This window comes from Lactobacillus johnsonii, from assembly GCF_013487865.1.
GTDB classification, from domain to species: Bacteria; Bacillota; Bacilli; order Lactobacillales; family Lactobacillaceae; genus Lactobacillus; species Lactobacillus johnsonii_A.
The window spans coordinates 218,445-234,280 of record NZ_CP047409.1; the positions used below are offsets into that span (position 1 = coordinate 218,445).

A 15,836-nucleotide genomic window follows, 5' to 3' on the forward strand; every position below is an offset into this window, starting at 1 on the left:
TTGATGGATATCTATGATATTCTATCGACAGGATTTTTATTGCACAAAGAAAGAGGCCATAAGCCTCACTGCATTAAATCTTCTGATTCCACTCTAAAGAATAAAGGTGATTGCTTATGTCCTCTAACAATGATTGTATTAAATTTCATCTCAATATTGAAGATCCTAATATTATTTTTTCTGATTATTTTAAAAAATATATTAACGGCAAATATCATAATCTCTATGTAGCTGAACTTATTCAGTCCCATTGTCCTTACTGTCTTTCCTCTAATCTTAAGCATAACGGTCATTACGTTTCTAACGTTCGTTTCATTACTGCTGATGCTAGTAAGCCCGTTACTATCAGATTAAGAAAACAACGTGTTCTCTGCAATGACTGTTTAAAAAGATCTATGGCTCAATCTAATCTGGTTAATAAAGGCTCCTATATCTCTAACACTTCTAAGCGAAAAATACTTTCTGCTCTTACTGAAGATCGTTCAATGACCAGCATTGCTAGAGAACATAATGTATCTGTCAACACGGTTCAAAGAGTATTAGAAGCCTGCTCTTCTAAGTTCTATGATAACTTTGATCATCTCCCTGAACACTTAGCTTTTGATGAATTCAAAGGTGTAGGCAAAAAGCTTCACTTTATTTGTCTAGATGGTGATACTCACAAAGTTGTTCAAATTCTTAGAACTCGTTTCAAACCTGATATTCTACGCTATTTTTACAAGTTCACTCCTAAAGCTCGTGCAATGGTTAAAACAGTAACTATGGATCTTAATTGTTATTATCCTTTAGTTGCTAGAGAATTATTTCCAAATGCTCAGATAGTTATTGACCGTTTTCATATGGTTCAAATGCTTACTAGATCGTTTAATATTTTCCGAGTTCAAATCATGAAGCAATTTAAAAAGCAAAGCCATGAATATAAGCTTTTAAAGTCTCCTTGGAAGCTTTATCTCATGAAATATGACAAACTTAATAAGACTACTCCTTATTACGACTGGCATTTAAGGACTGTCTAACACAGGAGCATGTTGTCTTAGATGGTTTAGATTGTGACCAAACCTTAGAAAATACTTATTGGGTTATGCAGGACTTTATGACTTGCTATTCAGGATAACGATGAAAAGAAAGTTATCCATCTACTTCATTCAAAACAAAGTGTTGGTAAACAAATGCATCAAACTCTATTAACTTTTAAACGTAATTATTCTGGTGTCCTAAACGGTATTACCTCAACTTATTCTAATGGTTGTCTTGAAGGAGTTAACCGTAAGATTAAACAAATTGAACGTACTGCTTATGGCTATAGAAATTTCAAACATTTATTAATTAGACTCGAAGAAAATATTATAAAAGAAAAAGAGCCAAACAACTATTTTCTAGTTGCTTAGCTCTCTTTACAAACTATTCATCAACAGGATTTGACAAACAGCCTTTAGTTTTTACTAAGCTAGTGAATCCCAAGCAGGAAGTGGAGTAGGCTTGCTTTTTGCGAGTTTCTTTTGGTCGTCGGTTAAGAATTCTTTTCTAACAACTACTTCATAAACAAATGCATCAAACCACTTATCACTCATTGTGAAGTAACCTTTACGGCCAGATTTTTCACTCCATGAGTTTTCAACTTTCCACTTGCGAATTTCACCCTTATCTAAGTCAACACCGACTAAAGTCATAGCGTGGCTAACTTCGCCTTCACCAGTAGCCAATCTTTCTGCCTTAGTCATATAAGTATCAACATCAAATAATTCATCGGTCTTGTATAATTCAGTATCTAGGTAACCAGTCTTGCGGTCCATTTCCTTTAAGACATCGTTACCAAACCAAACGCTTTCGCCGTCTTTCAATTGGTTAATAGAAGCTTCCTTTAAGTATTCGATTGGGACATTTAGAAAGGTAATCGGAATACCACCATTAACGTTGTCTTCAAATGGAAGAGAGTAAAGCTTACCATATTCATGATCTGGTGCATTGGTTAAACAAACATAATCTTCAAAGTTAACATCCCAGTATTTATTAAAGAATTCAACTGGAGTTAAGTCCTTATCTAAGTGAAGCTTTTTATCATCGTCTCGATATTCTAAGTCAAAAGTCTTAGGTGGTTCACCAACAGCAATTGCAGTCATGCGGTAAATTTCGCTTAAGAATTCTTTACGCTTCTTTTCAACTTCATCAGTTTTACCTTCTTGAACTAATTTACGTAAAACTAGGGCATCTTTTCTTTCCTTACGAGCTAAAGCATCAGCTAAGCCAGCAGTGTGGTTAGTATTAAAACTCTCAGGCATTGCATTAGTTGGTACAACACCGTATTTTTTAACTAATGAAGCAGCCATTGCCCATTGACCACCATCTGAGCCAGCAAAGTTCATGTAGGCTTTAACAGTACGATCCTCTAAAGGCTTATCAGCAGAATCAATAATTGCATCATAGAAAATATTAGCACGTTCAATCTTATCCCAGAAGAAGTTATATGCTTGAGATAAGGTGAAGTTTTTAGCCTTATATTTTTTACCAAAATCATGACGTAAAGTATTTAAAGTCGCAAATAACCAGCAACGACCTGACTGCATTTGGTTAGTAACGTTATCAGTTTCTACTTCGACAGAGAATACATCGTTTAGACGGTTAGTAACTGCTGGATTAAATGAAGCCTCTAACACACCAGATCGCATTGCTGCGCGAGAAACTACTTGATTACGTGAATTATCAAAGTCACTACGGAATTGATCGATTTCTTGTAGGGTTAATTCGTGAGCCATAAATGACACTCCTTTAATTTTTTTATCATGTTTTTCATTATATTTACTATACAGCAAATCACAACTTAATACACTAATTTTGTGAATGAAAGTAGCTTTCATGAGTATTTAAGGTGTGATTCTGAAGTATAATATTGATAACAATATCGGAGGGAAGAACTATGAAAAAGAATATTTTTGTATCAGGAATTACCCTAATGACAATGCTTTTAGCTGTAGGTTGCAGTAATAATGCAAGCCAATCTAACAATAATAATGAAGCTAAAAGTACTAACACAAGCCATAAAAAGAGCCACAAAGCTAAAAAACATACAACTAAGAAAGATAAGACTGATATAGATACTGATAATTCAGAAACTACCAGTTCAGATAAAAAAACTGATAAGAGTAGTGAAAATTCCAAGAGTAGTACTAGTAAGAAGATCAGCCAAAATGGCTCAGCAAGCTCTAATACTTCTTCTAATTCAAATGAATCAGAAAACCAAAATAATTCAAATGGTTCATCAAATTCTTCAGCATCTAATACTCAAAATAATAGCGGTCAAAGTGCTGCGTCAGCTAATAACTCTTCAGATGCTATGTTTAACAAGATGGTTTCTAATACTATTAAAGAAAACGGCTATTCAGGTAGTTATGGACCAGATAATTTTACGTTAATTGATGGTGGTAATGGGCAATATTCTTTAGCTGAGAAGTCAACTGGAACAATTGTCGGTCATTATTCCGTAAAGAATGGTGATCTTTACAAGCAAGATGTGATTACTGGAAATGATGTTAAGGTTAAATAATGGTTTATTATCAGAAAATGACGCCTGAAGGCTATCAGGAAATTAAAGACGAGATAGCCCGCTTAAAAAAAGATCGGCCACGAAGAATTAAAATCTTACAAGAAGCTCGTAGTATGGGAGACTTATCAGAAAACTCTGAATATACTACAGCTAAGATGGAATTAGGGCATTTACAAAGTCGCTTGCGCTATTTAGATAAGCAATTAAGATATTCAGAAATTATTCAAAAAGATGAAAGTGGAACTATTGATTTAGGATCAAATGTTACTTTACTTTTTGATGGTGACGATGAAGCTGAAAAGTATCGGATTGTTGGTAGAATGGAAGCAGATTTAGCTAAGGGGAAAATTTCCTTTGATTCGCCTTTAGGACAAGCCTTAATGAAGAAAAAAGCTGGTGTAACAGTAACTATTGAAGCGCCAGCTGGAAACTACGATGTTAAAATTATCGCGGTAGATTAAAAGACATCTCGCTTATGCGGGATGCCTTTTTCTTCTCTAAATAATTTATTCAATATTAATTGTATTTTCCTTATCTTCTTCAGTTAACTTTGGTAAGGTAATGGTTAAAACGCCATTAACGTCTTTTGCGGAAATGTCTTTAGAGTCAACATCAGGAATACGATAACTTCTTTGAATGTGACCAACGCTTCTTTCACGGTGAAGAACGTTGCCATTGTTATTGTCTAAGTTATCGAATGAATCCCGACTACCTGAAACGTTTAGAACGCCATCTTTATATGAAACTTTGATGTCTTTCTTATCCATTCCTGGCATGTCAACCTTAACAATATAGTCCTTATCAGTTTCTGCTACATCAGATTGCATAATGTTCTTGATGGAACTGTCGTCAAAAAAGTCTTTTGGAAAACTAAACCAATCACTCAATTGATCCATCATATTATCGTTGTTACGATTTTTCATCATTTCGTTTGCCATAATAAAACTTCCTTCCATTATGCTCTCTACAATCTCTATTGTAGTAGGTCCATAGGGAAAGTAAAACATTTAGCACTCTAAGTAAGACAGTGCTAATAAAATGAAAAATAGGATTTAGAAACTGCTCTAAATCCTATTTTAAATAGTTAATCTAAATCTTTACCGTTAGATTCAATAACTTTCTTATACCAGTTAAATGAATCCTTCTTTGAGCGTTCTAGCGTTCCTTCTCCTTTATCGTTCTTGTCAACATAGATAAAGCCATAACGCTTATCCATTTGACCAGTTCCGGCTGAGACTAAGTCGATACATCCCCAAGGAAGGTAACCCATCAAGTCAACGCCGTCTAAAACAACAGCTTTTTCCATTTGTTCAATGTGCTTTCTCAAGTAATCGATTCGATATGGATCGTGAACTGAACCGTCAGCTTCGCGCTTATCGTAAGCACCGAGACCATTTTCAACGATAAATAGTGGCTTGTGGTAACGGTCAGTTAGGTGGTTAAGAGAGATTCTCAAACCTTCTGGATCAATTTCCCAACCCCAGTCACTACGCTCTAAAGTAGGGTTTTCTACGATCGCTTCTTGTAAGTCAGTTAATTCATCTGGTTTAACTTTCTTACTTGAAACAGTAGTGGATTGATAGTATGAGAAGCCAACGTAGTCTACTGTACCTTCTTTTAAGGCAATTTTATCTTCTTCAGTGATATCTGGACGGTAGCCATTTCTTTCAATGTAATCTTCAACAGCATTTGGATATTCACCGTTAACGTGTACATCGGAGAAGAAGTCACGTCTTTGTTCAAACTTATCAGCAAGTAAAACATCATCTGATGATGGAGTTAAAGGACGAACAGGTGAGTAGTTAATCATACAACCAATTTGGAAGTCTGGATTAATCTTATGGCCTTCTTTAACTGCTAAAGCAGAAGCAACTAATTCATAGTGGGCAGCTTGATACATAGCCGCTTCTTTTTCTTTATCGCCCATTCCATTCTTAAACAAGATACCAGAGTTAGTGGCCATTAAGAAGTCATTGTTAAAACTAGATTGATTATCAATTTCGTTGAAAGTCATCCAGTATTTAACTTTATTCTTGTAACGCTTAAAGCAAACACGGGCAAAGCGAACAAAGTAATCGATTAATTTACGGTTAGTAAAACCACCATATTCTTTGACTAAGTGATAAGGAATTTCAAAGTGAGAAAGGGTAATTACAGGTTCAATTCCATACTTATGACATTCATCAAATAAGTCATCGTAGAACTTAAGACCTGCTGCATTAGGTTCTTCTTCATCGCCTTTAGGAAAAATTCTAGTCCAAGCTATTGAAGTACGAAACGCCTTAAAGCCCATTTCAGCCATTAATTTAATATCACCTTTATAGTGGTGGTAAAAATCAATGGCATCATGATTAGGATAGTTTTTACCAGAAATAATACCATCAGTAATTTCACGTGGCCTAGTTGCTGATCCTACTGTCATAACATCAGCTACAGACATTCCCTTTCCATCTTCATCCCATGCACCTTCAAGTTGGTGAGCGGCAACAGCGCCGCCCCATAAAAAGCCCTTAGGCATAGTGTATCCAGTCATATTCAATACGTCCTTTCTAAAGTAAGCGTTTTCGAAACTCATTCTACAAATTAAAAACTAAATTGTAAAGATTAAAAGTATAGAATTTATTTTTTATAATAAAACAGTGATAATTATTGCAAACGATTTCATTATGAGGTATTATACAGATGTTATCTGAATTGTTCAGGAACAATATTAGGAGGGCAGATACAATAATGACTAAAAGGGATCAGAGTTTAGAACAAAAGAAACATGATATGAGTGTGAGATCTATAAATTTTAGCCGCTATTTAATGATTCGTTATTTTTCTGCGGCGTTCTTATTCACTAATCTATTTTGGTTAGTTTTTGCAATTTGCTACAAGGATATTGTTGCTTCGATAATTTCGGGATTATTGTTTGTTTTATTATTAGTAGCTTCAGTAGAGCAGGTAAGCAAATGGAATGTTAGAAATACTGACTTGAAGTTTACGAAACTGTATTATCAGCTGCAGCTAGGTGCAAATGTAATCTTTGCTATAGGTTGCTATTTACCATTTGGAAAGATTCTATTTCCTTTTATGACTACAAATGATGTCGCAAATGTAATTTTTACGATTCTAGTTGTTGGAATTTTAGGTTCTATTTTGATTTTAAGAAGAATTAGCAATATTCAAAATGGCTGCGACAAATATGCACGAGCAATTAAGACATTTGAAAGTAATAGACAGTAGGACAAATTGAGGGGGATGTACTATGTCTGACACTGCACAACCATCATTTAAAGATAAAATGATGAAGGCTTTGGGTAAGTTCTCAGGTTCACGTTTTGTACGTGCAATTATGGGTGCTGGTTATTCAATTATTGCCTTTTCTATCATTGGATCAATGTTTTTGGTCTTAACAGTTTTACCACAAGTTATTACTGCTAAAGGATTTGTAGATTTTTACAATAATACCATAGGTCGGTTTAATAATATGTATACAGTTATTTATAATGCCACTATGGGAATTATTGCAATTTTCTTTGCTGGGTCATTTGCTTACAACTATGCAGATATTTACCGTAAAGAAGAAAACTTGTTGCTTGACCCATTGAACGCAGTTTTTTTAACTTTAATGGGTTTATTCATTACCGTTCCACAATTAGTTTGGAAAAGTGGCAGTACAATTTTTATAAATGTTTTAAAAAATAATAATGTAATAGCAGGCGGATACGGTGTGTCTGGTTCAGGTTTAACTAGAATTGGTGCAACTGGAATTTTTACCGGTTTAGTAGTTGCTTGGTTAACTGTTCAAATTTATCGTTTCTGTATTAAGCATAATTGGCGCATTAAGATGCCAGCATCTGTTCCATCAGGTGTTGCTAACTCATTTACTGCTTTAATTCCTGGTTTTGTTGTTGCATTTACAATTGGTATCATTGATATTATTTTAATTGTCTTAGGTACTGATGTTTTCCAAGTATTATATATTCCATTCTCATTTATTTCTGCAATTGCTGATACTTGGTGGGGATTCCTGATTATTATCTTCTGTATTCACTTTTTATGGTGGTTTGGTATCCACGGTGCTACGATTACATCGAGTTTCTATCAAGCAATTGTTTTAGCAAATATGGCAGATAATGTAAAAGGTGGTTTCCATGTGTTTGCTGGTGATCCCATAAATGCATTTGTTACTATTGGTGGTTCTGGTGCTACTTTGGGTGCAGCTATCTTTATTGCGTTTATGGCTAGATCGAAGCAATTAAAAGAATTAGGTAAGCTTGAATTAATTCCAGCGATCTTTAATATTAATGAACCATTAATTTTTGGATTACCTATTGTGTATAATGTTGGTCTATTTATTCCATTTATTTGTGCACCACTTGCTTCTGGTGCTGTAGCTTATGTTGCAATCGCAACTCACATGGTTCCTAAAATTATTGTTCAACAACCATGGCCAACTCCAGTTGGATTAAGTGGTATGATTGCCACTGCAAGTTGGCAAGGGTTCGTTCTTTCAGTTGTATGTGCTGTAGTAGCATTTTTAATTTGGTTCCCATTTATTAGACACTACGATACAGCGATTTATAAGAAAGAACAAGCTGATGCTACTAAAGCATAATTAAAAAGTATATGCTTTTGAAATCCTCGTAGTTTAAAATATAACTATGAGGATTTTTTATTTAAGGATGTAATAATGAAGAAATATGAATTAATTGCAGACAAAATAAAAAATTATATTACTGAAAGGCAGCTTCATCATGGTGATAAATTGCCAACTATTACTGACTTGATGAAAAAATATCAAGTTGGAAAATCAACTATTTTGCAGGCAATTACATTACTTACCCAGCGCGGACTTGTTTATAAAGTCCAAGGTTCAGGAGTTTTCGTCCGTCCTACCGGACAAGATGGTTACATGTCACTGACTGATAACGCTGGTTTTGCACATGTATTAAAATCCCCTACTACAGAAGTAATTGAGTTTTCTGACAAGAGAGCTCCCAAGCCTTTAAGTGAATATCTTCATTCTGATGAAGTATGCTACTTCATTAAGAGATTGCGTAGGCAAGAGGGGAAGCCTTTTGTTTTAGAAGAGTCTTATTATCGTAAGAGTCTGATTCCCTTCATGAGTAAAGAAATAGCAGAAGGATCAATTTTTGACTATATAAGAGAGGGATTAAAGAAAGAGATTCGATTTTCTGACAAGTATATGCGTGTTAGAAAATTGACTGCCGATGAAGCAAAATATCTTGAATTAAAAGAAGGAGATCCGTGTTTAGAAGTTTATGATACTTTCTATTTAGCCAATGGAACACCATTTGACAGTTCTAAGTTGGTATACAATTATCAAAACTCTAAATTCTATGATCAAAGTTCTGATGACATTATTTAAAAAATAGTCCTAATCTCAAAGTACAAATTCTTTGAGATTAGGACTATTTTTATTTTGTATAGGATAAGACATTATTTTTCATTTGTTTTAATTGCCTTTTTGCGCCTTGCTTTAACTGCCAGTTATAAAACCATGTACCGATATTAGAATGTTTCTTTTCATCATAACTAAGAATATCTTCTTTAAAAATAATCTGACAACCTTGAGGTGTATTAGTTAAACAGTAGTCAATTTTAACATCTATTTTAGGTGATTTGAAAACTGAAACATGTTTTTTACCGAATTCATATTCAGTGATTTCGGCTTTCACATTTCTTTGTTGATATGTTGTTCCTGCAGCAATTTTAACAGGTAAGTCATTACCACGGGATTTTTTAATTGCTTCAGTAAGCTGTCTATCTAGGTAATTAAAGAAATCTCTTGCTTTAAAGTTTGCTTGTTCTTTGATTGTAATCATTTTGTTTGTCTTTCTCTATCTATCTTATCAAAAAAATAGAGCCTAGAAATGCTAGGTTCTATCTTGTTTTTTAGTCTAAATCTTTTCCGTGAGATGCAATGACTTTTTTATACCAGTTAAAGGAATCCTTAGGATATCTCTTTAAAGATCCATTTCCTTTGTCATCACGGTCGACGTAAACAAAGCCATAGCGTTTCTTCATTTCACCAGTACCATTTGAGACTAAATCTATTGCAGACCACATGGTGTAGCCCATCAAAGGAATGCCATCTTCATTAACTGCTTCTTCCATTGATTTGATTTGGGCACGAAGATAATTAATTCGATAGTCATCATGAACCTTATGATCTTCAGTTAATTCATCACCCCAACCAAGACCATTTTCAACGATAAAGAGGGGTTTATGGTATCGATCCCAAAGATCATTTAAGGCAATTCGTAATACATCTGGGTCAGTTGCCCATCCCCAGGCATTATAATCAAGATAAGGGTTCTTAACGCCACCTGCGGAAACATTACCATTAACTTTTGCATCTGCTTCATGTGTAGTAAGAACATTAGAAGTGTAACAAGAGAAGCTAAGAAAGTCTGCTGGATAGTTCTTAATTAGCTCATAGTCTTCAGGCTTATCATCAAGTTTGATGCCATCACGTTCATATTGTTTTAAACGATATTCAGGATAACGACCGCCAGTTTGAACATCTGAGTAAAAGAGCATCTCTTGTTTAGCTTTCATAACTAAAATTTGATCAGCTGGATCAGCAGTATAAGGATAGTAAGCAGAGTAGGCAAGCATTTGACCTACTTGATTGTTTTTGTCGATTTCATGAGCTAGTTTAACTACTTTGCTACTTGCTACAAACTGATTATGAGCTCCTTGAGCACGATTTTGTTCACTACCATCGATTAATCCACCACCCATATAAGGAGCCATGTCCATAGCATTAATTTCGTTAAAGGTTAGCCAGTATTTCACTTTTCCTTTGTAGTGATTCATTACAATATCAGCATAATGAACAAAAATACCAATCATTTTTCGGTCTTTCCAGCCACCAAAACGATTAACTAAAGATAAAGGAGTTTCATAGTGGGAGAGAGTTACTAAAGGTTCAATGCCATATTTAGCACATTCATCAAAGACCTTATCATAGAAGGCTAATCCTTCTTTATTTGGTTCGTCATCGTCGCCATTTGGTAAGATACGTGACCAATTTAGTGATAGACGGAACATATTAAAGCCCATGTCAGCCATATATTTAATATCTTCTTTATAGTGGTGATAGAAGTCTGTTCCCTCATGGCTTGGATAGTAATAATCAGCTAAAGGAGCTGGTTTTGCTCCTTCGGGAAGTTTAAACTCTTTTCCCCAAACCATTGGAGTAGATCCAGTTTTGCCATCAGCAGTTTTCCAGGTAACTCTTCTTGGTTTATTAGCAGAACCATTTGTTAGTACATCAACGGCATTTAATCCTTTTCCACCGTCTTTATAGCCACCTTCATATTGATTTGCAGCACTAGCGCCGCCCCAGTAAAAATCCTTTGGCATTGAATAGGTTTTAGTCATATTTTTTCCTTTCTTAATTTGTTTAAATTTATAAAAAAGTTCTAGAATTGCTCTAGAACTTTTACTTAAAAGCTATTTGTCTCTAAAACGACATAATTTCGTTCATCGTAGCGATTACGGCTCGTTGAATATTCAACTGGTTGACCATTGTTTAACCACACGATTTGCTCAAGCTCTAAGATTGGATCGTCTTTTTTAGTTTGAAGATATTGTTGATCCCAGTCATCAGCTTTAGCAGCTTTGATTTTACGATAGGCAACCCCAAACTTAAGTTTTAGATTATGGTGAAGATAGTTATAGATAGAATTATGTAAGACATCTTCATTTAGATCTGGAACCAAGTTAACTGGCATAAAGGTATGTTCAAGAATCAGAGGCTTACCTTCAAGACGTCTTAGGCGCCGAATATTGTAAACTGGATCGCTAGATTTTAATTTTAAGTAATGTTGGATATCTTCATTTGGAAATTCAACATTAAATTCAATAATATCGCTAGTGACCTCATCAGATCCTAGTAAATTAGCTAAGCCACTAAAAGCATTCGCTGGTGAATCAAATTTATCCTGAATTGGAACTGGTCCTAAGACAAAGGTACCAAGACCGGATTCTTTATAGACTAGTCCTTTTCTTTGTAGACCATCTAAGGCCTTCTTAACAGTTAAACGGCTTACGTGTAATTCTTCTGCAAGTGTTTTTTGGTCAGGAAGGGGAGTCTGTGGTTTATAGATCCCATCTTCAATTCTTTTTTGTAGAATTCGAGCAACTTTTAAGTACTTTGCTTCAGCAGTCATTACTTTTCAGCCATTTTTTTGTAAACAGCTACTACTTCCTTAGCTAAATCAATAAAAGTAATAGCTGTCATTAAGTGGTCTTGAGCATGAACCATGTAAAGGTCAACTTTTACGTGGTTACCTTGTGCTTCTTGAGTTAGCATATCAGTTTGAACATTGTGAGCATTTACTAAGCCTTCATTTGCTTGCTTAATAAATTCGTCAGCCTTGTCAAAATCGCCCTTTTTAGCAGCTTGAATTGCTTGCATAGCAGCAGCTTTTGCATTACCTGCTTGCATAATAATTCCCATTACAACTTGCATGTTATCGCTATTTTCTTGTGCCATAATTTTAATTCTCCTAGATAGTATTTTTAAAATAAAAGATGCTCCTGACAATATTTTATTTTACTATGTCAGCAAGCATCTCCCATAAATTATTTTTGTTTTAATTCTTGAATTCCTTGATCAATTGCTGCATCACAGTCAATTGGTAGTTGTAAAATCATTTTTCCATCAATTTCAAGACCCTTAGGAATCTGAATCATACCGGGAAAATGGTAACCATGATGAGCCTTAGTTTCATTATCTAAATAAATAGAAACTTGTCCATCTGCACTGACACCAATTTTAAAGTGATGACCATTACGATCAAATTCATTAACAATTTTTATTTCGTCAGTCATTTGACTATTTATCGCCCATTAATTCTTGAGCAGTTTCAAGAACATGCTCACCATTCATCATGCCGTAGTCTTGCATGTTAATAACTGCTAATGGGATGCCTGCTTCATCAGTAATCTTTTTAACACTGTCTTCCATGTATTGAACTTGAGGTCCAAGCATTAATACATCTGGGTGTTCCTTATCAATTTCATCTTGGATACCTGATGCTGCAGTAGCAAAGATCTTGTAGTCCTTGCCTTTTTCTTTAGCTGCGTTTTGCATCTTTGATACTAATAATGAAGTTGACATACCTGCTGAACAAGCTAACATAATAGTTTTATCTGCCATAATAATTATCTCCTTTGTAAATCTAATTAAGTGTTTTTCAGTGTTTGAGTGTTGATCTATAAATTAAATGTATGCACTTTCATCATTGAAAGCATTTACATTATAGCACGATTTTAATCATAAGTGTTAATTAATAGCTAAAAAATTATTTACCTTCAGCTTCGTCCTTCTTAAGCGCTGTAGCTTCTCGTTGGACTAGGATCTTGTCGTACTTTCTAGCAAATGGCCAGTAGATCAAAGTTGAAATAACTAAGGTACATGCTTGCCAAATTGCCATCTTCCAGCCACCAATTAGGAAACCAGAGATAACAGCTGGCATTGTCCATGGACAAGCAAAACCATTAAGAGGGGGAATAATACCAGTCTTAATTACGAAGTAAGTTGAGATAGAAACTACAACTGGTGTTAAGAAGAATGGAATTGCTAAGAATGGGTTCATAACAATAGGTAAACCGAATAGGAATGGTTCATTAATGTTAAAAATGCCCGGAACTAATTCAACTTTACCAATTGAACGTAGTTGTGCTGATTTAGCAGCAATTAAAATGAAGATAATTAAACCAATAGTGATGCCTGAACCAGTTAAGTTAATAAAGTTGTTGTAGAATTCGTTAGTAACAACGTGGGCACCATTGGCAATAGTTAATTTACCAGCTTTGTACAATTGAGCATTATCAAAAGAGTTAGCTTGAAGCATAGGGCCGGCAAGAGAACCAACAATTAAACCACCGTGAACACCAAAGAACCAGAAGAATGGTACTAAGAAACCAATAGCGATGGCACCACCAAGTGAATCAGAGATACCTTGAAGTGGAATTTGAAGGGTTTGGTAAGTCCATTGTAAGAAGTCTGAACCAGTAGTTAACTTAAAGCCTGCATAAATAAGCATAGTACCAATTAAGATAATTCCTGATGGAATCATAGCAGTAAATTGGTTAGAAACAGCAGCTGGAACTTGTTCAGGTAACTTAATAGTCCAACCTTTTTTCATAATAGCTGAGTAAATCCAGCCGACTAATAAACCAACAATAATTGCAGCGATCATTCCGTCGCCACCAAGCCAGGTAATGTTGAAGACACCTGTAACTGGTGATTCTAAGAATGTTTGTAAAGCGTGTGGTAACTTATCAATATTTTCAGTTACGGCTTTTGCACTCATTCCACCGTCAATACCTTTAGCCATGGCATTCTTTAATGGGCTGTCAATAGTTAAAGTTTGAAGCATTAAGAATGCAGCTAATGAAGTAAGACCAGGTGCTAATGGCTCATAGCCTTCATTTTTAACATAAATATAGGCAATACCAACTGATGCCCACATAGCCATGATACTAAAAGTAGTAGTGTAGGCTTGGTTGAAGAATGCACCCCAACCGGAAGCATTAATTGCATTAGCTACAGCTGGAATAGGAATATTTCCTAAAATTAAGAAAATAGATCCAATAAGAATAAATGGTAAAGTATAAATCATACCATTTTGTAAGGCTTGGATAGCCTTAGTATTAACAAATTTCATTACTGGAGGCAGTATGTGTTTATTAACAAACACACTAAAGCCTGATTGTTTTTGTTCGCTCATTATATTTCGTCTCCATTATCTTTCAATACTTTTTGGAACCAATAAAATGATTTCTTTGGAACACGTTTTAAATCTTTTAAGTCATGATTTGAACGGTTGACATAAACAGCACCGTAACGCTTTTCCATATCGGCATGTGAACTTGGAATGTCGATTAATCCCCAACCTAGATAACCTAAAACTTTAGCTCCATCTAAGAACATTGCATCTTTCATAGCCTTAATATGTTCCTCGTGGTAAGCAATACGTTCATCATCTTCGATCATATGCTCACCATCCCAAGTTTCTTTTAGGCCGATTCCGTTTTCAATTGGGAAGACTGGAATCTTGTAATGGTTGTACATAGTGGTAATAGCATTTCTAAAGCCTAGTGGATCAATTGTCCAGCTCCAAGCATTTGTCTTGAGATACTTGTTTTCTACACCGCCATAATTCATGTAACGGTTAGGAGCAACGTCAGCAGGAATTTTATCAGCTGACACTGTCCAAGAAGAATAGTAACTAAAGGCTAAAAAGTCAGCCTTTGCTTTTTTCATTTCTTCTTTATCATCTTCAGTTATATCCCAATTAATGTTGTGGTCTTTAGCATATTGCAGTACTTCCGGTGAATAACCGCGGCCAGTATCTGCATCATAAATATTGAAATTTAAAAATTCTTGAATTTGTTTTGCTGCCCAAACATCTGTAGATTTCGAAGTTTCAGGATAAATTTGTTGGAAGGCAAGCATTCCGCCGATTTTCACATCATCATATTTTTCATGGATGTAATTAGCTAATCGAATATGACAGATCATGGTGTGGTGAAAGATGGTATACATATCATCTAAAGTTTTGTCACCTTTTTCGTAGCCAGAGATGTTAAATACTTCATCTTGGAAGTAAAGATTATGTTCATTGAAAACAATCCAGTACTTAACTCGGTCTGAAAAATGATCAATCATCTTTTTACCGAATCTAACAAAAGCATCAACAACATGGCGTGACATAAAACCGTTGTATTCTTTTGCTAGGTGTAGAGGCATGTCAAAGTGATAAAGACAAATCATTGGCTCGATTCCGCGATCAAGCATGGCATTTACTAATTTGTCGTAAAATTCAATTCCCTTAGGATTAAAATCCCCGTCTCCCTCGGGACAAACTCTTGACCAAGAAATTTGAATACGATACATATTCATATTCATTTCTTTCATTAGGTCTAAATCTTCATCATAACGATGGTACTCATCAATTGCGGTGTGCCAATCTGTAGTATTTTCTGTGGCAGGGCGCACATCGTAAACTGATAAGCCTTTACTGTCTTCATTCCAGGCACCTTCAGTTTGCATACTTGAAACTGAATTGCCCCAGAAGAAGTCTTTAGGCATTTTGTGCTTATTCATAATATTCCTTCTTTGCAATCGCTTACATATTTTACATGTATAAATATAATCTTATTTGGAATAAAAGTAAAGCACTTTTATTTAAAAATATATACTTTTGCTTGATTAGATAACAAAAAAGGACTGAGGTAGTTTCCTCAGTCCTTTTTCATGATGCTT

The 15,836-nt window shown here is 34.9% G+C and carries 16 protein-coding genes and 1 pseudogene; 6 read left to right on the top strand and 11 right to left on the bottom strand.

Features of this window, described 5'->3' with window-relative positions:
* Window positions 1–116 precede the first annotated feature (116 nt).
* Window positions 117–1,388, top strand: a pseudogene (locus GTO82_RS01025) (ISL3 family transposase).
* Window positions 1,389–1,442: 54 nt separating this feature from the next.
* Here GTO82_RS01025 and GTO82_RS01030 read toward each other — a convergent pair.
* The gene (locus GTO82_RS01030; protein ID WP_180873464.1) at window positions 1,443–2,753 is read right to left on the bottom strand and encodes a C1 family peptidase; all 1,311 of its coding nucleotides are present in this window, start codon (window positions 2,751–2,753) and stop codon (window positions 1,443–1,445) included.
* A 161-nt stretch (window positions 2,754–2,914) separates the two neighbouring features.
* On the opposite strand from GTO82_RS01030, the gene GTO82_RS01035 reads away from it, so the two are divergent.
* Both GTO82_RS01035 and greA read left to right on the top strand, forming a co-directional pair.
* A complete protein-coding gene (locus GTO82_RS01035; protein ID WP_180873465.1) occupies window positions 2,915–3,541 on the top strand; it encodes a hypothetical protein in 627 nt (208 codons plus the stop codon).
* Window positions 3,541–4,002, top strand: a complete 462-nt coding sequence (gene greA / locus GTO82_RS01040) for a transcription elongation factor GreA (RefSeq protein WP_180873466.1) — start codon at window positions 3,541–3,543, stop codon at window positions 4,000–4,002. Before GTO82_RS01035 ends, greA begins: the two co-directional genes overlap by 1 nt.
* A 45-nt stretch (window positions 4,003–4,047) precedes the next feature.
* Here the strand turns inward: greA and GTO82_RS01045 are convergent, their stop codons facing one another.
* Together GTO82_RS01045 and GTO82_RS01050 are read right to left on the bottom strand one after the other, a co-directional pair.
* Entirely contained in the window at window positions 4,048–4,479 is a 432-nt protein-coding gene (locus GTO82_RS01045; protein ID WP_034525285.1) for an Hsp20/alpha crystallin family protein, read from the bottom strand.
* Between the two features lie 146 nt (window positions 4,480–4,625).
* A complete protein-coding gene (locus GTO82_RS01050) occupies window positions 4,626–6,074 on the bottom strand; it encodes a 6-phospho-beta-glucosidase (protein ID WP_180873467.1) in 1,449 nt (482 codons plus the stop codon).
* Window positions 6,075–6,271: 197 nt separating this feature from the next.
* Here GTO82_RS01050 and GTO82_RS01055 point away from each other — a divergent pair, with 197 nt between their 5' ends.
* From GTO82_RS01055 to GTO82_RS01065, 3 genes are all read left to right on the top strand, one after another.
* A complete protein-coding gene (locus GTO82_RS01055; protein ID WP_180873468.1) occupies window positions 6,272–6,769 on the top strand; it encodes a PTS cellobiose transporter subunit IIA in 498 nt (165 codons plus the stop codon).
* Between the two features lie 22 nt (window positions 6,770–6,791).
* Complete coding sequence (celB, locus tag GTO82_RS01060; protein ID WP_180873469.1) at window positions 6,792–8,144, top strand: PTS cellobiose transporter subunit IIC; 1,353 nt, start codon at window positions 6,792–6,794, stop codon at window positions 8,142–8,144.
* A 75-nt stretch (window positions 8,145–8,219) separates the two neighbouring features.
* Window positions 8,220–8,918 carry a GntR family transcriptional regulator gene (locus GTO82_RS01065; RefSeq protein WP_180873470.1) on the top strand — a complete coding sequence of 233 codons (699 nt, stop codon included), beginning with the start codon at window positions 8,220–8,222 and terminating at the stop codon, window positions 8,916–8,918.
* 49 nt (window positions 8,919–8,967) lie between these two features.
* On the opposite strand, the gene GTO82_RS01070 is transcribed toward GTO82_RS01065, so the two are convergent.
* From GTO82_RS01070 to GTO82_RS01105, 8 genes are all read right to left on the bottom strand, one after another.
* Complete coding sequence (locus GTO82_RS01070) at window positions 8,968–9,375, bottom strand: DUF3284 domain-containing protein (RefSeq protein WP_180873471.1); 408 nt, start codon at window positions 9,373–9,375, stop codon at window positions 8,968–8,970.
* 70 nt (window positions 9,376–9,445) lie between these two features.
* Window positions 9,446–10,939 (bottom strand): glycoside hydrolase family 1 protein, encoded by a 1,494-nt coding sequence (locus GTO82_RS01075; protein ID WP_180873472.1) that lies wholly within the window; start codon window positions 10,937–10,939, stop codon window positions 9,446–9,448.
* 65 nt (window positions 10,940–11,004) lie between these two features.
* Entirely contained in the window at window positions 11,005–11,730 is a 726-nt protein-coding gene (locus GTO82_RS01080) for a GntR family transcriptional regulator (protein WP_180873473.1), read from the bottom strand.
* Entirely contained in the window at window positions 11,730–12,056 is a 327-nt protein-coding gene (locus GTO82_RS01085) for a PTS lactose/cellobiose transporter subunit IIA (protein WP_003647909.1), read from the bottom strand. Before GTO82_RS01085 ends, GTO82_RS01080 begins: the two co-directional genes overlap by 1 nt.
* An 89-nt stretch (window positions 12,057–12,145) precedes the next feature.
* Window positions 12,146–12,394: a hypothetical protein gene (locus GTO82_RS01090; RefSeq protein WP_180873474.1), complete on the bottom strand. Its 249-nt coding sequence runs from the start codon at window positions 12,392–12,394 to the stop codon at window positions 12,146–12,148.
* Between the two features lie 4 nt (window positions 12,395–12,398).
* Window positions 12,399–12,722 (bottom strand): PTS sugar transporter subunit IIB, encoded by a 324-nt coding sequence (locus GTO82_RS01095; protein WP_004898688.1) that lies wholly within the window; start codon window positions 12,720–12,722, stop codon window positions 12,399–12,401.
* 145 nt (window positions 12,723–12,867) lie between these two features.
* On the bottom strand, window positions 12,868–14,298 hold the full coding sequence (locus tag GTO82_RS01100) for a PTS sugar transporter subunit IIC (protein WP_180873475.1): 1,431 nt from the start codon (window positions 14,296–14,298) through the stop codon (window positions 12,868–12,870).
* Window positions 14,298–15,677, bottom strand: coding sequence for a glycoside hydrolase family 1 protein (locus tag GTO82_RS01105; RefSeq protein WP_180873476.1), 1,380 nt, complete (start codon window positions 15,675–15,677; stop codon window positions 14,298–14,300). Before GTO82_RS01105 ends, GTO82_RS01100 begins: the two co-directional genes overlap by 1 nt.
* Between the last annotated feature and the right edge of the window lie 159 nt (window positions 15,678–15,836).